Below are 18,528 nucleotides of genomic sequence, written 5' to 3' on the forward strand. Positions count from 1 at the left end.
AGCGCTACAGCGCTGTAATTTGCTGTCGCATTTATGAAAATGTTGCAGAGAAAAGATGGCGAAACGCCGTTATCTGTCGATAACGGCGTTGCTTTGTTGCGGAGCGTGATTCAGGGCATCTGCACTTCGATGACGCCGTCGGCGCTGACCGTGACCTGGCTGGTGCCGGCTTCGATTTGCGGCGTGGGGGCTGAGTCCATCATCGCCATGCCCTTGGCTTCGAAGTTGCGCATGGCCACTGGTGGCTGGAAACCACCGGTGTTGAGGTTCAGGCTGACCAGCTTGTAGCCCCTGCCGCCAAGCGCTTCGGTGGCCAGCTGTGCGCGTGCCTTGAAGGCGTTGACGGCGTCCTTGAGCATGGCATCTTCGCGGGTCTTGCGGGTGTCGGTGGCGATGCTGAAATCCATGCCGGCCATCTTCATCGATTGCAGCAATTCACCAGTCAGGGCGGAAAGCCGGGCGAAGTCGGCGCTTTCCAGGCGCACCTCGGCGCGCTCGCGCCAGGCGGTGATCTTCTGGCCCTTGTCGTCATACACCGGGTAGCTGTGGCGGCTGCCGAGCTTGACCGAAACACCACGGACCTGGCGCACTTGTTCCAATGTCTTGTTCAGGGTGGTGGTGATCTCGGCGGCCAGCTTGGCCGGGTCGGCGTGCTGCGCTTCGGTATAGAGGGTGACGTGCATCAGATCGTGTGCCACTTCCTGGTTGACCTCGGCGCGCAGGGCGATCTGGTTGTAGCGCGCCTCGGCGGCCAGCAGGCCGGTGCTGGCCAGGCTGGCGGCGGTGAGGGCGAGGGCGGTGGCGATACGGGTCATGGTGCGCATGGTGCGGTTCCTTTTTCGATGGCCTTTTGGCCGTTTCCCGAGGTTAGACGAAGGCGAGTCGCGATCCGGGTTAACGCCGCTACAACTTTTTTCATCCAGGGCGTTGGTGAGATGTGCGTCCGGTTGCCGCAGCGACGGAAGGCCACGCCAGGCTTGGTTATACTCGGCGCAACCAATGGAGTCGCCATGCTCGAACCCGTGCAGTTACTCTCCGCCAGTCGCCAGAATCTCTGGCGTCTGACCCTTATCCGTATTCTGGTGCTGGCCGCTCAGGCTGGCTCGGTCGGTCTCGCCTACAAGTCGGGCATGCTACCGCTACCCTGGTTGCAATTGTCGGTCACCCTCGGCGTTTCTCTGCTGCTGTGCCTGGGCACTGCCATGCGCTTGCGTGGCCCCTGGCCGGTGACAGAAGTCGAGTACGCCGTGCAGCTGGGCTGCGACCTGATCATCCACAGCGTGCTGCTGTATTACTCGGGCGGTTCGACCAACCCCTTCGTTTCCTATTATCTGGTGCCGCTGACCATCGCCGCGGCAACGCTGCCGTGGATGTTCACCATCGTCCTGGCAGGCCTGGCGTTGGCCGGTTACACCCTGCTGCTGGTGTGGACCCATCCGCTCGAGCTGCCCGCGGCACGTGAGAGCCTGCTGGTTTATGGCATGTGGCTGAGCTTTGCCCTGTCTGCGGCGCTGATCACGTTCTTCGTTGCCAAGATGGCCGAGGAGCTGCGCCGCCAGGACGAGCTGCGCGCCGAACGCCGCGAAGAAAGTCTGCGTGACCAGCAACTGCTGGCCGTGGCCACTCAGGCCGCTGGCGCCGCCCATGAACTGGGTACGCCGCTGGGCACCATGAGCGTGCTGCTCAAGGAGCTGCGCCAGGAGTATCGCGACAAGCCGGCGCTGCAGGATGATCTGGCCCTGCTGCAGGAGCAGGTCAAGCTGTGCAAGTACACCCTGCAGCAACTGGTGCGCGCCGCCGAGAACGATCGGCGTCAGGCGGTGGTGGAACAATCCTGTGTCGAATGGCTGGAAACCACTCTCAATCGCTGGCACCTGATGCGTCCCGAGGCCAGCTACCGCTATCAATGCCTGGGCCGCGGCACGCCACCGCGGATCATGCCACCGGCCGATCTCACCCAGGCGCTGCTCAATCTGCTCAACAACGCCGCCGACGCCTGTCCGGACAAACTCGACATTCGCCTGGACTGGGACCACCAGTGGCTGCGCCTGAGCATCCGCGACCACGGCGCCGGCGTGCCGCTGGCCATCGCCGAGCAGCTTGGGCGGCCCTTCTTCACCACCAAGGGCAAGGGTTTCGGCCTGGGGCTGTTCCTCAGCCAGGCCAGCGTGACCCGTGCTGGTGGCACGGTTAAGTTGTATAACCATGAAGAAGGCGGCACCCTCACCGAATTGAAGTTGCCGCGAGCCTATGGCGTGGCCTGACAAGGAAAACCCAGCATGAGCGACGAATCCCTGTTCGAAGGCGAAGAGCAGCCCCATCTGCTGCTGGTCGATGACGACCCCACCTTTACCCGCGTGATGGCGCGCGCCATGAGCCGCCGCGGTCTGCGCGTGTCTACCGCCTCCAGCGCCGAAGAAGGCCTGGCCCTGGCCAAGGACGACCTGCCGGATTACGCCGTGGTCGACCTGAAGATGGAAGGCGACTCCGGTCTGGTGCTGCTGCCCAAGCTGCTGGAACTGGACGCCGAGATGCGTGTGGTGATCCTCACCGGCTATTCCAGCATCGCCACCGCGGTGGAGGCGATCAAGCGCGGCGCGGCCAACTACCTGTGCAAGCCGGCCGATGCCGACGACGTACTCACCGCGCTGCTTTCCGAGCATGCCGACCTCGACAGCCTGGTGCCGGAAAACCCGATGTCGGTGGACCGCCTGCAGTGGGAGCACATCCAGCGTGTGCTGGCCGAACACGAGGGCAACATTTCCGCCACTGCCCGCGCCCTGGGCATGCACCGCCGCACCCTGCAGCGCAAGTTGCAGAAGCGCCCGGTTCGCCGCTGAGCCTTCGCACACCCAGACCCGTAGGGCGTAGGGTGGGCTTTAGCCCACCAGCAGGCTTAGGCCGCAAGATGGGCTTGAGCTCATCAACGCGGGTTCGCGTGGGCTAAAGCGGATCGCCGCCCGGCCCACCCTACAACTGCGCGACTTTTGCCCGTGGCAGATAAATGCTTAGCCAGCTAACATAGGTCGTCAGACAACCTGCTGGTGTCGCCATGCTCGCCGTCGCTGCACAAACCCTTGCCATTACCGCGCCCGTGTTCGCCATGCTGTTTCTCGGCGTGGCACTCAAACGTCTGCGCTGGATCGATACGCCCTTCATCGATACCGCTTCGAGCCTGGTGTTTCGCGGCACCATGCCGACCCTGCTGTTTCTCGGTGTGGTCAAGGCGGACCTGGATGCGGCCATGCAGCCGCAACTGCTGTCCTACTTCTTCCTGGCCACCGTGGCGTCGTTCTTCGTCGCCTGGGCCTGGGCGATCTGGCGGGTGCCGTTCGAGGATCGTGGCATCTACACCCAGGGCGCCTTCCGCGGTAACAACGGTATCGTCGGCCTGGCACTGGCCACCAGCATGTACGGTGACTACGGCCTGTCGGTCGGCTCGTTGCTCGCCGCACTGGTGATCCTCTGCTACAACGCGCTCTCGGCGGTGGTTCTGGCGATCTACAGCCCGGGCGTGAAACCCGGTGCCAAGGCCATCGCGCGCAGCATCGTGAGCAACCCGATGATCATTGGCGTGCTGCTGGCGGTACCGATTGCCTACTGGAAAATCCCGCTGCCGCAGTGGTTCCTGACCTCAGCCGAGTATTTCGCGCAGATGACCCTGCCGCTGGCGCTGATCTGCATTGGCGGCACCCTGAGCCTGGCGTCGTTGCGCCGCAGCAGCGGCACGGCCATCGGCTCGGGCATGATGAAGATGGTCTGGTTGCCGCTGCTGAGCACCTTCGGCGCCTGGCTGTTCGGCTTTCGCGGGGCGGATCTGGCGATCCTGTTTCTCTATTTCGCCAGCCCGACGGCGGCGGCCAGCTTCGTCATGGCCCGCGCGGTGGGCGCCAACCATGAGCTGGCGGCAGCCATCATCGTCATCACCACCCTGGCGGCGGTGGTCACCACCAATATTGGCCTGCTATTGCTGCAGTGGGGCGGCTGGATCTAGCAGGCTGTTGAAAAACTACCTGCGTTGCCATTGCTGCGTTAAAAACAGGCTCGTGCGCGAGTCCGATCAAAATGCTCATTTACAACACGTAAAGTCGGACGCGACCCCGGTCGTTTTTCGGCTGTTTTTGCGGGGCCGCCATCGGTATTGCACTGGCTGCCTCGCCTACGTTTTTCAACGGCCTGCTAGCTGGGTTCGGCTTGCCGGCGATTAACGGATCGCCGGCAAGCCAGCTCCTACGAGGCGTTGTTCTGGTACTCGTCGATCACTTCCTGTGCCGCGCGGAAGGCGTCGATGCTGGCCGGCACGCCGGCATACACCGCACAGTGCAGCAGGGTTTCGCGGATTTCTTCGACCGTGCAGCCGTTGTTCAGCGCGCCGCGCACGTGGCCCTTGAGTTCCTGCGGGCATTTCAGCGCGGTCAACGCGGCCAGGGTGATCAGGCTGCGGGTCGCGCGCGGCAGGCCGCTGCGCGTCCACACACCGCCCCAGGCATGCTCGTTGACGAAGTCCTGCAGTGGCTGGGTGAACTCGCTGGCGTTGCCCAGAGCGCGGTCGACGAACGCGTCGCCCATCACCTCACGGCGCACCTGCATGCCACGATCATGGTTGTCGCTCATGCTCACACCTGTTCGCCGCGTTGTCTGTGCCAGGCACGCCCGGCGATGATCACCAGGGTGATGGCGGTAAGCGGCAGTGCGTAGCCGATCATCGCGTCACCGAAGGTCTGAGCCAGCGGTCGGCCCGTGCTGAACATCACCAGATACAGGGTGTAGGCCACGTAGTAGCCCAGGAACAGCAAGCCTTCCCAACGGTTGATGCGGTAGCCGCTGAAGAAGATCGGCAGACAGGCGATGGCTACAGCGATCATCACCGGGAAATCGAAGGCCAGGGCGTTGGGCGATACTGCGATGGCGGCTGGCGCAACCATCGAGGCCAGGCCCAGCACGCAGAGCAGGTTGAAGATGTTGCTGCCGACGATATTGCCCACGGCGATATCGCGTTCGCCTTTGATGGCAGCCAGGATCGAAGTGGCCAATTCCGGCAGCGACGTGCCGACAGCGACAACCGTCAAGCCGATGACCAGTTCCGAAATCCCCAGCGCTCGTGCAAGTGTCACGGCGCCTTCGACCAGGAAGTTGGAGCCCACCACCAGCAGCACCAGACCGGCGATGATCAGGCCGAGGTTGATCGCCCAGGCATAGGGCTTGGGCGCCTCGTCGAGACCGAATTCCTTGGCGAATTCGTCATCGTCGCTGCCCTTGTCCTTGCGCGCGCTGTAGATCAGGAAACCGGTGTATGCCAGCACGCCGGCGAACAGCAAGGCACCATCGAAACGGCTCAGTTCACCATCCCAGGCCAGGCCGAAGGTGACCAGGCTGGCGCCGATCATGATGGGCACATCGAGGCGAATGAGCTGGCGCGAGACGACCAGTGGTGCGACCAGGGCGGTCACGCCCAGAATCAACAGCACGTTGGCGATGTTGCTGCCGACCACGTTACCGATGGCCAGATCGCCGCTGCCATTGAGCGCCGACTGCACGCTGACTGCGGTTTCCGGCGCGCTGGTGCCGAAGGCCACCACGGTCAGGCCGATTACCAGTGGCGGAATGCCGAACTGTGCGGCCAGCTTGGCGGCGCCACGTACCAATACCTCGGCGCCGGCAACCAGCAGCACCAGGCCGGCGATCAGGTAGACATAGGTCATCAGGGTCATTGCAGGGTAGCTCCGAAAAAAGTGCGGCTAGTGTAGCGACGGCATTATTGGCCGCCAGGGGCGGCAGAAAGATTTTGTTGCCAATTGTTCCTCAGTCCAGCGTCTCGACCCTGACCGGCACCACGCCTGCGCGCAGCATGTCGAGGCGCACGGCAGCGGCGCGGGAAACGTCGATGACGCGACCGCGCACGAAGGGGCCGCGATCGTTGATGCGCAGCACCACGCTGCGCTCGTTGTTGAGGTTGGTGACCCGTACCCGCGTGCCGAACGGCAGGGTGCGATGAGCAGCGGTCAGCGCGTTCTGATCGAAGCGTTCACCGCTGGCGGTGCGCTGGCCGTGGTGGCGGTCGCCGTAATAGGAGGCCTTGCCGGTTTCGCTGCTGCCTGAGCCGCCGCCGAAGGTAGAGCAGCCGCCGAGCAGGGCGAGTGCACCTAGCAGTGCCCATGTCTGTAGCCCGGATGCAATCCAGGGCAGTGAAGGTTCCCGGATTGCATCCGGGCTACGCATCGTCATATTCGCGGTCTCCATGAAAAACGCCGGGCGAGCCCGGCGTCATTGCAGCTAGCGTAAGCGAGCCGGTCTGGCTCAGCCTTCGAGCTTCTTCTTCAGCAGTTCGTTCACTTGCCCCGGGTTGGCCTTGCCTTTGGAGGCTTTCATGGCCTGACCGACGAAGAAACCGAACATCTTGCCGCGCTTGGCTTCGTCGCTGGCGCGGTATTGCTCGACCTGCTCGGCGTTGGCGGCCAGTACTTCATCGAGCATGGCTTCGATGGCGCCGGAATCGGTGACCTGCTTGAGGCCCTTGTTCTCGATGATCTCATCGGCGCTGGCGCCTTCACCGGCAGCGAGGGCTTCGAAGACCATCTTGGCGATCTTGCCGCTGATGGTGTTGTCCTTGATACGCAGGATCATGCCGCCCAACTGCTCGGCGGATACCGGCGACTGCTCGATCTCCAGGCCTTCTTTATTGAGCAGACTGGACAGCTCGCCCATCACCCAGTTGGCCGACAGCTTGGCATCGCCGCAGGTCTTCTCGACTGCTTCGAAGTAGTCGGCCAGCTCGCGGCTGGCACTCAGCACGCTGGCGTCATAGGTGGACAGGCCGAACTGGCTTTCGAAGCGCTCGCGCTTCTGCGGCGGCAGCTCGGGCAGGCCGGCGCGCAGTTCGTCGAGGAAGCTGCGCTCGATCACCACCGGCAGCAGGTCCGGGCAGGGGAAGTAGCGATAGTCGTTGGCTTCTTCCTTGCTGCGCATGGAGCGGGTCTGATCCTTGTTCGGATCGTACAGGCGGGTTTCCTGCACCACCTTGCCGCCGTCCTCGATCAGCTCGATCTGGCGCTGTACCTCGTGGTTGATCGCCTTCTCGATAAAGCGGAACGAGTTGACGTTCTTGATCTCGGCGCGGGTGCCGAACTCGGCCTGGCCTTTCGGGCGTACCGAGACGTTGCAGTCGCAGCGCAGCGAGCCTTCGGCCATGTTGCCGTCGCAGATGCCCAGATAACGCACCAGTGCGTGGATGGCCTTCACGTAGGCCACGGCTTCCTTGGCCGAACGGATGTCCGGCTCGGAAACGATTTCCAGCAGCGGTGTGCCGGCGCGGTTCAAGTCGATGCCACTCATGCCGTGGAAGTCTTCGTGCAGGCTCTTGCCAGCGTCCTCTTCCAGGTGCGCACGGGTGATGCCGATGCGCTTGACGGTGCCGTCTTCCAGGGTGATGTCGAGGAAGCCCTTGCCGACGATGGGGTGATCCATCTGGCTGGTCTGATAGCCCTTGGGCAGGTCCGGGTAGAAGTAGTTCTTGCGCGCGAAGACGTTACGTTCGGCGATCTCGGCGTCGATCGCCAGGCCGAACTGGCAGGCCATGCGCACGGCTTCGGCGTTAAGTACCGGCAGGGTGCCGGGCATGCCGAGGTCGACCAGACTGGCCTGGGTGTTGGGCTCGGCGCCAAAGGTAGTGGCGCTGGCCGAGAAAATCTTCGATTGGGTGCTGAGCTGAGCGTGGATCTCAAGCCCGATCACGGTTTCCCATTGCATCTTTAGTGTTCCTCGAATGCGTTGCAAACGGCTGCCGCCTCTTGATCCGTAGGAGCCCGCTTGCGGGCTCCTACAGGGGGCTGGCCTTTGCCTTAGAAGCCTTTGGGTGCTTGTTTATGCCAGTCGCTGACCTGTTGGTACTGGTGCGCGACATTGAGCAGGCGACCCTCCTGGAAATAGTTGCCGAGCAACTGCACGCCCACCGGCAGACCATCGACGAAGCCGGCTGGCATCGACAGGCCGGGGATGCCGGCCAGGTTGGCGGTGATGGTGTAGATGTCTTCCAGGTAGGCGGACACCGGGTCGGCGTTCTTCTCGCCGAGCTTCCAGGCCAGGTTCGGCGTGGTCGGGCCGAGGATCACGTCGACGTCCTTGAAGGCGGCGACGAAGTCGTTCTTGATCAGCCGGCGAATCTGCTGGGCCTTGATGTAGTAGGCGTCGTAGTAGCCGGCGGACAGCGCGTAGGTGCCGACCATGATGCGCCGTTTGACCTCGGCACCGAAGCCTTCGCCGCGCGAGCGCTTGTACAGGTCCTGCAGGTCTTTCGGGTTCTCGCAGCGATAGCCGAAACGCACACCGTCGAAACGCGACAGGTTGGAGCTGGCCTCGGCCGGTGCGATCACGTAGTAGGCGGGGATCGCGTGCTGCATGTTCGGTAGGCTGATGTCCTTGACGGTGGCGCCGAGCTTTTTCAGCTCTTCGACCACGGCCATCACCTTCTCACCGATGCGTGCATCGAGGCCGGCGCCGAAGTATTCCTTCGGCAGGCCGATGCGCAGGCCGGCCAACGGCTGGGCCAGCGCCGCGAGGTAGTCATCCACTGGCTGGTCGACGCTGGTGGAATCCTTGCTATCGAAACCGGCCATGGCGCCAAGCAACAGGGCGCAGTCCTCGGCAGTACGGGCCAGCGGGCCGCCCTGATCGAGGCTGGAGGCGTAGGCAATCATGCCCCAGCGCGAGACGCGGCCGTAGGTCGGCTTGATGCCGGTGAGGTTGGTCAGCGCAGCCGGCTGACGGATCGAGCCGCCGGTGTCGGTGCCGGTGGCGGCCGGCAGCAGTCGTGCAGCGACCGCTGCGGCCGAACCACCCGAGGAGCCGCCCGGTACGCGGCTGGTGTCCCAAGGGTTCTTCACCGGGCCGTAGTGGCTGGATTCGTTGGCCGAGCCCATGGCGAATTCGTCCATGTTCAGCTTGCCCAGCGTGACGGCGCCGGCGGACTTGAGTTTTTCCACCACGGTGGCGTCGTAGGGCGCCTTGAAACCGGTGAGGATCTTCGAGCCACAGGACGTCAGCACGCCGTTGGTGCAGAACAGATCCTTGTGCGCGATCGGTGCGCCGAGCAGCGGGCTGTTTTCGCCGGCAGCGCGACGGGCGTCCGCGCCCTTGGCCTGTTCGATGGCCAGATCTTCGGTGACGGTGATGAAGCTGTTGAGCTGCGGGTCGAGCTGCGCGATACGCGCCAGCAGGCTGCGGCTCAGCTCTTCTGCGGAGAATTGCTTGTCGGCGAGGCCACGGGCGATCTCGGCCAGGGTCAGTTGATGCATGTCGAGCCCTTTCCTTTATTCGATGACTTTCGGCACGAGGTACAGGCCGCTTTCCACGGCCGGGGCGATGGCCTGGTAGGCGTCGCGCTGGTTGCTCTCGGTGACCACGTCGGCACGCAGGCGCTGGGTCGCTTCCAGCGGGTGGGCCAGGGGTTCGATGCCCTGGGTGTCGACGGCCTGCATCTGGTCGATCAGGCCGAGAATGCTGTTCAGGGTCTCGGTGGTTTGCGGAATATCGCCTTCATTCAGACCCAGGCGGGCCAGGTGGGCGATTTTTTCCACCTCGGAGCGTTCAAGCGCCATCGGGGGTTCTCCAGTGGAAGTGTGACAGAGGGGGCATCGGTAAGCGGCTGCAGGGAACGGATGTCGCGAGCCAGCGGTCAAAGGCCGCGATGTGCAGCTGCAAGGCCCGGAAAAACAGGCAATCTACCATATTGCCGCCTTGCTCAAAATCCCTGCCGTTGTTAGAGTTTGCCGCACTTTTTACCTGCGCGTTTTCCGCGCTTGGCCTTCACCCACGCGTTGCCTAGGGTCCCTTCCTAATGTTCAAGAAACTGCGTGGCATGTTTTCCAGCGATCTGTCGATCGACCTGGGCACTGCCAATACCCTTATTTATGTGCGCGAGCGCGGTATCGTCCTGAATGAGCCGTCCGTGGTCGCTATCCGTACCCACGGCAACCAGAAGAGCGTCGTGGCCGTCGGCACCGAGGCCAAGCGCATGCTCGGCCGTACGCCTGGCAACATCTCTGCGATTCGCCCGATGAAGGACGGCGTGATCGCCGACTTCAGCGTCTGCGAGAAGATGCTGCAGTACTTCATCAACAAGGTTCACGAGAACAGCTTCCTGCAGCCGTCGCCGCGCGTGCTGATCTGCGTGCCGTGTAAATCGACCCAGGTCGAGCGCCGCGCCATTCGTGAATCGGCCCTCGGCGCCGGTGCCCGTGAAGTGTTCCTGATCGAAGAACCGATGGCCGCTGCCATCGGTGCCGGCCTGCCGGTCGAAGAGGCGCGCGGTTCGATGGTCGTCGACATCGGCGGTGGTACCACCGAGATCGCCCTGATTTCCCTGAACGGCGTGGTCTATGCCGAATCCGTCCGTGTCGGTGGCGACCGTTTCGACGAAGCCATCATCACCTACGTACGCCGCAACTACGGTTCGCTGATCGGTGAAGGCACCGCTGAGCGCATCAAGCAGGAAATCGGTACTGCTTACCCGGGCGGCGAGATCCGTGAAGTCGACGTACGCGGCCGCAACCTGGCTGAAGGCGTACCGCGCAGCTTCACCCTCAACTCCAACGAAGTGCTCGAAGCGCTGCAGGAATCCCTGGCGACCATCGTCCAGGCGGTCAAGAGCGCGCTGGAGCAATCGCCGCCCGAGCTGGCCTCGGACATCGCCGAGCGCGGCCTGGTGCTGACCGGTGGTGGCGCGCTGCTGCGTGACCTGGACAAGCTGCTCTCCCAGGAAACCGGTCTGCCGGTGATCGTCGCCGAAGACCCGCTGACCTGCGTCGCCCGTGGCGGCGGCAAGGCCCTGGAAATGATGGATCGCCACGCCATGGACCTGCTCTCCACCGAGTAAGGGGTTCGCTAGTGGCTCGCTGTCGTGCCGCCTTCGGGCGGCACGCGCATATTCGAGCATTGCAGTACACTCGGCCCAACCTTCGCCTGACCGGTTTGCCTTTCGCATGAATTCGCGCGCTTTTCGCCCCTGTGGCGCACGAGGAGCAGGTCATTAAGCCGCTCTTCGCCAAAGGTCCCTCGCTGGGCATTCGTCTGCTGGTATTTGCCGTACTGTCGGCGGTGCTGATGGTGGTCGATGCCCGCTTCGAGACGCTCAAGCCGCTGCGCAGCCAGATGGGGCTGGTGCTCACGCCGTTCTATTGGCTGGCCGACGTGCCCGTACGCGTCTGGGATGGGGCAACTCAGCAGATTTCCTCGCGCAGCGAACTGATGGCCGAGAACGAGAAGCTCAAGGCCGAGGCTCTGCTGCTGCAGCGTCGCCTGCAGAAGCTGGCAGCGCTGACCGAGCAGAACGTGCGTCTGCGCGAACTGCTCAACTCCGCCGCGCTGGTGGACGAAGAAGTGCTGGTCGGTGAGCTGATCGGCGTCGATCCCAATCCCTATACCCACCGCATCCTGATCGACAAGGGCGAGAAGGATGGCGTGTTCCTCGGGCAGCCAGTGCTCGATGCGCGCGGGCTGATGGGCCAGGTGGTCGAGATCATGCCCTACACCTCGCGCGTGCTGTTGCTCACCGACAACACCCACAGCATCCCGGTACAGGTCAACCGCAACGGTCTGCGTGCCATCGCCGTCGGCACCGGCAACCCGGAGCGCCTGGAGCTGCGTCACGTCGCCGATACCGCCGATATCAAGGAGGGCGATCTGCTGGTCAGCTCCGGCATGGGCCAGCGCTTCCCGGCCGGCTACCCGGTGGCCACGGTCAAGGAAGTGATTCATGACTCCGGCCAGCCGTTCGCCATCGTCCGTGCCGTACCGACCGCTGCGCTCAATCGCAGCCGTTATCTGCTGCTGGTGTTCTCCGACCGGCGCACGCCAGAGGAGCGCGCCAACGATTCCGCCGAGGCTCAGGAAGCCGCCGACCGCGAAGCCGAGCAGGCGCGCAATGGCGAGCCCGCAACTGATGCACCGGCCGCTGACGCCCCCGCACAGGAGAGCAACTGATGGCTGGCGTACAGCCCCGTAACGGCTGGGTGATCTGGCTGAGCCTGGCGCTCGGTTTGTTGCTCAGTGTTTCGCCGTTGCCCGAGTTCATGCAGATCGGTCGCCCGCTGTGGGTCGCCTTGATTCTCACCTATTGGGTACTGGCTCTGCCGCATCGTGTCGGCATGACCACCGCCTGGATTCTTGGCCTGGCGCAGGACGTGCTGTTCGGCACCCTGCTCGGGCAGAACGCCTTGATTCTCACCCTGATCACCTTTCTGGTGCTGAGCCTGCACCAGCGCCTGCGCATGTTCCCCATGTGGCAGCAGAGCATGGTGCTGATGGTGGTGTTCGGTCTCGCCCAGCTGGTTCAGCTGTGGCTCAACGCCCTGACCGGTAGTCGTCCGCCAACCCTGGCCTTCGTCCTGCCGGCACTGGTCAGCGCTCTGCTGTGGCCCTGGATCTGCGCCATCCTGCGCGGTCTGCACCTGCGCCTCAACGTCAACTGAACGCGGCCTGCCGCACGGCTGGCCGCGGTTCGCAAGGGAGATACCCGTATGGCCGAGCTGTTTCTGGCCTCCGCCTCGCCCCGTCGCCGTGAATTGCTGGCTCAGATCGCTGTGCCTTGCGTCACGCAAATCGCCTCGATAGATGAAAATCCATTGCCAGCCGAACCGGCGGCAGCCTATGTAGAACGCCTGGCGCGTGAAAAAGCGCGCGCCGGTCTGCTCGCCTTGGGCGGGCGTGACGATGCCGTGGTGTTGGGCGCCGATACCGCTGTGGTGCTCGATGGACGTATTCTTGGCAAACCGGCGGACTTCGCCGAGTCACGCGTGATGCTTCAGGCCCTGTCGGGGCGCAGTCATCAGGTGCTGACGGCTGTGGCGTTGGTCGGTGATGGCCGCGAGGCGGCGCGAGTGGTCAGCAGCGAAGTGAGCTTTCGTACTATCGGCGATGCGGAAATCGAAGCGTACTGGGCCAGCGGCGAACCCTGCGACAAGGCGGGCAGTTATGGTATCCAGGGGTTGGCAGCCGTGTTCGTCAGCCAATTGCGGGGCAGCTATTCGGCAGTGGTCGGTCTGCCGCTTTGCGAAACTGCCGAGTTGCTTGGCGAGTTCGGTATCGCCTGCTGGCAGTTGCCGGCGAAAGGGCCGCGCTAAGAGCCCTGGCGGTGGCAGCATAGGTAGTTTTTTGGCGTGCCCGAAAGCTTGAGTCCGCGGGGCGGTGCAGTAGCCCGGCCGGCATGATCACCAGGATGGATGCATGAGCGAAGAGATTCTGATCAATATCACGCCGATGGAGTCGCGCGTGGCGGTGGTGGAAAACGGCGTGCTGCAGGAAGTGCACGTCGAGCGCACGCAGAAGCGCGGCATCGTCGGCAACATCTACAAGGGCAAGGTGGTGCGCGTGCTGCCTGGCATGCAGGCGGCTTTCGTCGATATCGGCCTGGAGCGTGCGGCCTTCATTCATGCTTCCGAGATTTCCACCCGCGAGGGAACTGCGGTAGAGCCGATCAGCGCCCTGGTGCACGAAGGGCAGAGCCTGGTGGTGCAAGTCACCAAGGACCCCATCGGCAGCAAGGGGGCGCGTCTGACCACTCAGTTGTCGATCCCTTCGCGTTATCTGGTGTACATGCCACGCACCAGTCATGTCGGTATTTCCCTGAAGATCGAAGACGAAGCAGAGCGCGAGCGCCTCAAACAGGTGGTCGCCGATTGCGTCGCCGCCGAGGGCATCGAGGAAGCCGGTGGCTTCATCCTGCGCACCGCCGCCGAGGGTGCAGGTGCTGATGAAATTCTGATCGACATCCGTTATCTGCGCCGCCTCTGGGACCAGATCGGTGCGCAGATCCAGAACTGCAAGGCGCCCACGGTGATCTACGAGGATCTGTCCCTGGCGCTGCGTACCCTGCGAGACCTGGTCAGCCCGCGGACCGAGAAGATTCGCGTGGACTCGCGGGAAACCTTCCAGAAAATCACGCAGTTCGTCGCCGAATTGATGCCGGAGATCGCTGATCGTCTCGAGCATTATCCTGGCGAGCGACCGATCTTCGACCTGTACGGTGTCGAGGACGAAATCCAGCGCGCACTGGAACGCAAGGTGCCGCTGAAGTCCGGTGGTTACCTGGTGGTCGACCCCGCCGAAGCGATGAGCACTATCGACGTCAATACTGGCGCCTTCGTTGGCCATCGCACCCTCGAAGAAACCATCTTCAAGACCAATCTCGAGGCGGCCACGGCCATTGCCCGTCAGCTGCGTCTGCGCAACCTGGGCGGCATCATCATCATCGACTTCATCGACATGGAGGACGAGGAGCATCAGCGCCAGGTGCTGCGTACCCTGGAGAAGCAGCTCGAGCGTGATCACGCCAAGACCAACATCATCGGCATCACCGAACTCGGCCTGGTGCAGATGACCCGCAAGCGTACCCGCGAAAGCCTCGAGCAGATTCTCTGCGAGCCCTGCACTGCCTGTCAGGGGCGCGGCAAGCTGAAGACGCCGGAGACCATCTGCTACGAGATCTTCCGCGAGATTCTGCGCGAAGCCCGCGCCTACCAGGCGGAAAGCTATCGGGTGCTGGCCAATCAGAAGGTGGTCGATCGCCTGCTCGATGAAGAGTCGGGCAACGTCGCCGATCTGGAAGCCTTCATCGGACGTACCATCAAGTTCCAGGTGGAAACCATGTATTCCCAGGAACAGTACGACGTGGTGCTGCTCTGAGCACGCCAGCTGTGGAGGTGAGCGCCCTGGCGCGCCTGTTTTCGGCGCTGCTGCGCTGGGGGCTGGGTCTTTGCGCCGCCATGCTGGTGCTGGCTGCGCTGTACGTCAGCCTGGGCCGTGAGCTGGTGCCGCTGGTGGCCGAATACCGGCTCGAACTGGAAGATCGTGCCACGGCGCAGCTGGGAGTACCGGTACGAATCGGTCGCCTCGAAGGTCATTGGCAGGGTTTTGCCCCGGTGCTGGTGGCGCATGACGTGCACCTGGGTGACGAAGAGCAAGGCCTGAGCCTGGAGCGTGTGCAATTGGTGCCGGATGTGGGCGCTAGCCTGCTGGCACGCCAGCCGCGCATCGCCCACCTGCAATTCGACGGCCTGCAATTGAACGTGCAGCAGAACGCTGAAGGTGGCTGGCAGTTGCAAGGATTGCCACAGCGCAGCGGCCCCGAGCTGAATGTCGAGCAGTTACTGGAGCAGTTGCAGATCGTGCACCGCATCAGTCTGCTCGACAGTCGTGTGGTGCTGCAGCCGCTCGATCAGGAGCCGCTGCTGCTCAGCTACGTCAACCTGAGCCTGCGTTACGGCAGCAACAGTCAGCGCCTTGACGGCCGCCTGCTGCTGCCCGATGGCCAGCCTGTGGCGCTGCGGCTGCGTACGCGCATGCAGCCCAAGACCTGGCGCGAGGCACAGTCCGAGCTCTATCTGAGCCTGCCGCAGAGCGACTGGGCCACCTGGCTGCCCAAATCGCTGCTTGGCGACTGGCAGGTGCAGCGCTTGCAGGCCGGCGGTGAGCTTTGGTTGGAGGGCCATGGTCTGGCCCTGGACAAGGGCGCCTTGCGTCTGCATGCACCCGAGCTGGCCGGCGGCCAGGCCAAACACAAGGCCGTGACTCTCAAGGACCTGGCCTTCAACGCCTTCTTCACGCAAGACAAGCAGGGCGTGCGGGCGCAGATCGACTCCCTGGCCTTGACCCATGGTGAGCAGCGCATCGGCGAGCTGCACCTTAACCTGAAGCAGCAGGATACGGGCGAAGCCGACGAGCGCTGGGCGCTGACGGCTGATCGGCTTGATCTCGCTGCCTGGTCTCCGTTGGTTCACGCGCTGGTGCCGATGCCCGATGCAGCGCGCGATGTGCTGGTCGCGCTGGCTCCGGTGGGTGCGGTCAACAACCTGTTGCTCGACTATTACCCGCAGCGTGAAGGTGCCGAGCGCCTGCAGTTCGCCGCGAACCTGGACAAGGTAGGCATTCAGGCCTATCGCGGTGCGCCGGCGGCCGAGAACGTCAGTGGCAGTGCCTCGGGCAATATGTTCCGGGGCGAACTGCGCCTGAATAGCGAGAATTTCGCCCTGCATCTGGATCAACTGTTCCCCGAACCCTGGCGATATCGCCATGCCCAGGCGCGGTTGAGCTGGGACTGGAGTGAAACCGGCCTGACCCTGTATAGCCCCTATATGCGCGTGGATGGCGAGGAAGGGCAGGTCGCCGGTGACATGCTCATCCGCCTGTTGCGCGATCCCGAGGCTGAAGACTACATGGACCTGCGTGTCGGCATGCGCGACGGCGATGCGGCCTACACCGAGAAGTACCTGCCGAGCCGCGCGCCGGGCATGAGCGCTGAGCTCGATCATTGGTTGAAGACGGCGATCCGCGCGGGGCACGTCGAAGAGGGTTACTTCCAGTATCAGGGTTCGCTGAACAAGGGCGCACCATTGGGCGCGCGCAGCCTCAGCCTGTTCTTCAAGGTCAAGGATGCCGAGCTAGCATTCCAGCCCGGCTGGCCGTCGCTGCGTGAGGGTGTGGGCGAGGTGCTGATCGAGGATGATGCAGTGCGCGTGCGCCTGCAGAGCGGGCGTTTGCTGGAGAGTCAGGTCAATGACGTCACAGCCAATATCCCCTTGCGGCATGATGGCAAGCCACCGCGCCTGGAGCTCGATGGCGAGGTGCAGAGCAGCCTGAGTGACGCCATCAAACTGCTGCAGGAAGCGCCTCTGGGCACAGCGGGGATCTTTGCCGGTTGGCAAGGTGAAGGGCCTCTGGCCGGGCGTCTGAAGCTGGATATTCCGTTGCAGAAGGGGCAGCCGCCCGGTGTGGTGGTGGACTTCGCCACCGAGGGCGCGAGCCTCAAGCTGGCCAATCCCGCCTTGCAACTGAGCAAGGTGCAGGGTGCGTTTCGCTTCGATAGCGCAGCCGGGTTGAGCGCGCCGGACGTTCGCGCCGAGGTCCTCGGGCGCCAGGTGCGCGGCACTATCCGCGCCGAGGGCGCGCGTGGGCAGGCGCGTACGTTGTTCGATCTGCGTGGACAGGTCCAGGTCGATACCCTCAGCCAGTGGCTGGGCGGGCCGCAGAAGTTGCCGGCCAGCGGACTGCTGCCTTATCGACTGCGCCTGACCCTGGATGGCGATGACAGCAAGCTGCGCGTCGATTCCAATCTGCGCGGTGTGGCGATCAATCTGCCTGCGCCCTTCGGCAAGACGGCGCAGCAGGAGCGTGATGCCGACTGGCGCATGACTCTTTCCGGGCGCGAGCGTCGTTACTGGGCGAACTATGGCGAGCTGGCCAGCCTGAGTCTGGCCGCGCCCCCGGGGGCGCTGGCTGACGGACGCGGTGAGGTGGTGCTCGGTGGCGGTGCGGCCGGCCTGCCTCCCGGTCAGGGTTTACGTGTGCGTGGGCGTCTGGATGAGCTTGACCTGGATGCCTGGAAGCAGCTCGGCAGCCAACATCCGGTGAAGGTGGACGCTGACAGCCAGCGTCTGCTGCGTAGTGCGCGGCTGGATATCGGGCGTTTCCGCGGCTTTGGTCAGGAGGTCGAGCAACTGACGCTTGGCCTGGAGCGAGAAGCTCAGGGCTGGGCCTTGCAGCTCGACAGCGAGCTGGCGGCGGGGCGTGTACTGCTGGCTGATGCCGAGGGCGTGCCTATTCGCATCGATCTGCAGCACGTGCGGCTGCCGGCGCCGGATCCTGAGGCGGCCAAGACCAGCGATGCTCCTGATCCCCTGGCCGATATCGACCCTCGGCAGATGCCCGCGCTGGATATCGCCATCGCGCGTGTGCAGCGCGGTGACAAGGTGCTGGGCGCCTGGTCGCTCAAGGTCAGGCCTGAAGCTCAGGGTGTGCGCTTCGAGGAGCTCGACCTCGACCTGCAGGGGCTGAAGATTGGGGGCAGCGCCGGTTGGCGTGGTACGCCGGGCAACACCAGCAGTTGGTACAAGGGGCGCCTGCAGGGCGAAGAGCTGAGCAAGGTGTTGCTGGCCTGGAACTTCGCCCCGAGCGTCACCAGTGAGAGTTTTCGTGTGGACGCCGACGGCAGCTGGCCCGGTTCACCGGCCTGGTTCTCGCTCAAGCGCTTCTCCGGCAATCTCGACGCCTCGCTGCGCAAAGGTCAGTTCGTCGAAGTGCAGGGCTCGGCCCAGGCGCTGCGCGTGTTCGGCCTGCTCAACTTCAACTCCATTGGTCGCCGCCTGCGTCTGGACTTCTCCGACCTGCTGGGCAAGGGGCTGAGTTACGACCGGGTCAAGGGCAACCTGCAGGCGACCAATGGCCTGTTCGTGACGCATGAACCGATCACCCTGAGCGGACCTTCGAGCAATCTGGAACTCAATGGCAATCTCGACATGAACAACGAGCGTATCGACGCCAAGTTGTTAGTGACCCTGCCGGTGACCAACAACCTGCCGCTGGCGGCGCTGATCGTCGGCGCCCCGGCGATTGGCGGGGCGCTGTTTGTCGTGGACAAATTGCTCGGCGACAAGGTCGCCCGCTTCGCCAGTGTGCAGTACGACGTCAAGGGCCCGATGCAGGACCCGCAGATCAGCTTCGACAAGCCCTTCGAAAAACCGCAATGACGTGGTCTCTTGG

The 18,528-nt window shown here is 63.7% G+C and carries 16 protein-coding genes; 9 read left to right on the forward strand and 7 right to left on the reverse strand.

The window, feature by feature from the left end:
• Positions 1–110 precede the first annotated feature (110 nt).
• Complete coding sequence (locus BLS08_RS16035) at positions 111–824, reverse strand: SIMPL domain-containing protein (RefSeq protein ID WP_017678901.1); 714 nt, start codon at positions 822–824, stop codon at positions 111–113.
• Between the two features lie 186 nt (positions 825–1,010).
• Between BLS08_RS16035 and BLS08_RS16040 the strand changes: the two genes are divergently transcribed.
• The 3 genes from BLS08_RS16040 (at position 1,011) to BLS08_RS16050 (ending at position 3,994) form a co-directional block, all read left to right on the forward strand.
• Positions 1,011–2,264, forward strand: coding sequence for an ATP-binding protein (locus BLS08_RS16040; RefSeq protein WP_017678902.1), 1,254 nt, complete (start codon positions 1,011–1,013; stop codon positions 2,262–2,264).
• 15 nt (positions 2,265–2,279) lie between these two features.
• A complete protein-coding gene (locus BLS08_RS16045) occupies positions 2,280–2,840 on the forward strand; it encodes a response regulator transcription factor (RefSeq protein ID WP_004424835.1) in 561 nt (186 codons plus the stop codon).
• A gap of 212 nt (positions 2,841–3,052) precedes the next feature.
• Positions 3,053–3,994: an AEC family transporter gene (locus tag BLS08_RS16050; RefSeq protein ID WP_017678903.1), complete on the forward strand. Its 942-nt coding sequence runs from the start codon at positions 3,053–3,055 to the stop codon at positions 3,992–3,994.
• Between the two features lie 236 nt (positions 3,995–4,230).
• On the opposite strand, the gene BLS08_RS16055 is transcribed toward BLS08_RS16050, so the two are convergent.
• The 6 genes from BLS08_RS16055 to gatC all read right to left on the reverse strand — a co-directional run bounded on the left by BLS08_RS16055 (position 4,231) and on the right by gatC (position 9,593).
• Positions 4,231–4,614 (reverse strand): carboxymuconolactone decarboxylase family protein, encoded by a 384-nt coding sequence (locus tag BLS08_RS16055; RefSeq protein ID WP_017678904.1) that lies wholly within the window; start codon positions 4,612–4,614, stop codon positions 4,231–4,233.
• Positions 4,615–4,616: 2 nt separating this feature from the next.
• Complete coding sequence (locus tag BLS08_RS16060; RefSeq protein ID WP_017678905.1) at positions 4,617–5,711, reverse strand: calcium/sodium antiporter; 1,095 nt, start codon at positions 5,709–5,711, stop codon at positions 4,617–4,619.
• Positions 5,712–5,802: 91 nt separating this feature from the next.
• Positions 5,803–6,225, reverse strand: coding sequence for a septal ring lytic transglycosylase RlpA family protein (locus BLS08_RS16065; RefSeq protein WP_055984006.1), 423 nt, complete (start codon positions 6,223–6,225; stop codon positions 5,803–5,805).
• A gap of 72 nt (positions 6,226–6,297) precedes the next feature.
• Positions 6,298–7,746 carry an Asp-tRNA(Asn)/Glu-tRNA(Gln) amidotransferase subunit GatB gene (gatB, locus tag BLS08_RS16070; protein ID WP_021488052.1) on the reverse strand — a complete coding sequence of 483 codons (1,449 nt, stop codon included), beginning with the start codon at positions 7,744–7,746 and terminating at the stop codon, positions 6,298–6,300.
• A 92-nt stretch (positions 7,747–7,838) separates the two neighbouring features.
• A complete protein-coding gene (gene gatA, locus BLS08_RS16075; protein WP_055984003.1) occupies positions 7,839–9,290 on the reverse strand; it encodes an Asp-tRNA(Asn)/Glu-tRNA(Gln) amidotransferase subunit GatA in 1,452 nt (483 codons plus the stop codon).
• 15 nt (positions 9,291–9,305) lie between these two features.
• A complete protein-coding gene (gene gatC, locus BLS08_RS16080; protein WP_021488054.1) occupies positions 9,306–9,593 on the reverse strand; it encodes an Asp-tRNA(Asn)/Glu-tRNA(Gln) amidotransferase subunit GatC in 288 nt (95 codons plus the stop codon).
• Positions 9,594–9,832: 239 nt separating this feature from the next.
• On the opposite strand from gatC, the gene mreB reads away from it, so the two are divergent.
• The 6 genes from mreB to BLS08_RS16110 all read left to right on the forward strand — a co-directional run bounded on the left by mreB (position 9,833) and on the right by BLS08_RS16110 (position 18,515).
• Positions 9,833–10,870, forward strand: coding sequence for a rod shape-determining protein MreB (gene mreB, locus BLS08_RS16085; protein WP_013714086.1), 1,038 nt, complete (start codon positions 9,833–9,835; stop codon positions 10,868–10,870).
• A 131-nt stretch (positions 10,871–11,001) separates the two neighbouring features.
• Positions 11,002–11,976: a rod shape-determining protein MreC gene (gene mreC, locus BLS08_RS16090; protein WP_021488055.1), complete on the forward strand. Its 975-nt coding sequence runs from the start codon at positions 11,002–11,004 to the stop codon at positions 11,974–11,976.
• Positions 11,976–12,464 (forward strand): rod shape-determining protein MreD, encoded by a 489-nt coding sequence (gene mreD / locus BLS08_RS16095; protein ID WP_004424808.1) that lies wholly within the window; start codon positions 11,976–11,978, stop codon positions 12,462–12,464. The genes mreC and mreD overlap by 1 nt, the downstream gene beginning before the upstream one ends.
• A 48-nt stretch (positions 12,465–12,512) precedes the next feature.
• Positions 12,513–13,115: a Maf family protein gene (locus BLS08_RS16100; protein WP_090336894.1), complete on the forward strand. Its 603-nt coding sequence runs from the start codon at positions 12,513–12,515 to the stop codon at positions 13,113–13,115.
• A gap of 103 nt (positions 13,116–13,218) precedes the next feature.
• Positions 13,219–14,676 (forward strand): ribonuclease G, encoded by a 1,458-nt coding sequence (gene rng, locus BLS08_RS16105; RefSeq protein WP_055983995.1) that lies wholly within the window; start codon positions 13,219–13,221, stop codon positions 14,674–14,676.
• 17 nt (positions 14,677–14,693) lie between these two features.
• Entirely contained in the window at positions 14,694–18,515 is a 3,822-nt protein-coding gene (locus tag BLS08_RS16110) for a YhdP family protein (protein WP_055984731.1), read from the forward strand.
• The last annotated feature ends 13 nt before the right edge of the window (positions 18,516–18,528 follow it).

The sequence above is a fragment of the Ectopseudomonas chengduensis genome (genome assembly GCF_900102635.1).
GTDB lineage: Bacteria > Pseudomonadota > Gammaproteobacteria > Pseudomonadales > Pseudomonadaceae > Aquipseudomonas > Aquipseudomonas chengduensis.

Excerpts from the sequence above, each read along its gene's own strand:
- gatB (WP_021488052.1), bottom strand. The coding sequence starts at position 7,746 with ATGCAATGGGAAACCGTGATCGGGCTTGAGATCCACGCTCAGCTCAGC.
- BLS08_RS16035 (WP_017678901.1), bottom strand. The coding sequence starts at position 824 with ATGCGCACCATGACCCGTATCGCCACCGCCCTCGCCCTCACCGCCGCC.
- BLS08_RS16050 (WP_017678903.1), top strand. The coding sequence starts at position 3,053 with ATGCTCGCCGTCGCTGCACAAACCCTTGCCATTACCGCGCCCGTGTTC.
- BLS08_RS16100 (WP_090336894.1), top strand. The coding sequence starts at position 12,513 with ATGGCCGAGCTGTTTCTGGCCTCCGCCTCGCCCCGTCGCCGTGAATTG.
- mreD (WP_004424808.1), top strand. The coding sequence starts at position 11,976 with ATGGCTGGCGTACAGCCCCGTAACGGCTGGGTGATCTGGCTGAGCCTG.
- BLS08_RS16040 (WP_017678902.1), top strand. The coding sequence starts at position 1,011 with ATGCTCGAACCCGTGCAGTTACTCTCCGCCAGTCGCCAGAATCTCTGG.
- BLS08_RS16060 (WP_017678905.1), bottom strand. The coding sequence starts at position 5,711 with ATGACCCTGATGACCTATGTCTACCTGATCGCCGGCCTGGTGCTGCTG.
- BLS08_RS16055 (WP_017678904.1), bottom strand. The coding sequence starts at position 4,614 with ATGAGCGACAACCATGATCGTGGCATGCAGGTGCGCCGTGAGGTGATG.
- mreB (WP_013714086.1), top strand. The coding sequence starts at position 9,833 with ATGTTCAAGAAACTGCGTGGCATGTTTTCCAGCGATCTGTCGATCGAC.
- BLS08_RS16065 (WP_055984006.1), bottom strand. The coding sequence starts at position 6,225 with ATGACGATGCGTAGCCCGGATGCAATCCGGGAACCTTCACTGCCCTGG.
- BLS08_RS16045 (WP_004424835.1), top strand. The coding sequence starts at position 2,280 with ATGAGCGACGAATCCCTGTTCGAAGGCGAAGAGCAGCCCCATCTGCTG.
- gatA (WP_055984003.1), bottom strand. The coding sequence starts at position 9,290 with ATGCATCAACTGACCCTGGCCGAGATCGCCCGTGGCCTCGCCGACAAG.
- rng (WP_055983995.1), top strand. The coding sequence starts at position 13,219 with ATGAGCGAAGAGATTCTGATCAATATCACGCCGATGGAGTCGCGCGTG.
- gatC (WP_021488054.1), bottom strand. The coding sequence starts at position 9,593 with ATGGCGCTTGAACGCTCCGAGGTGGAAAAAATCGCCCACCTGGCCCGC.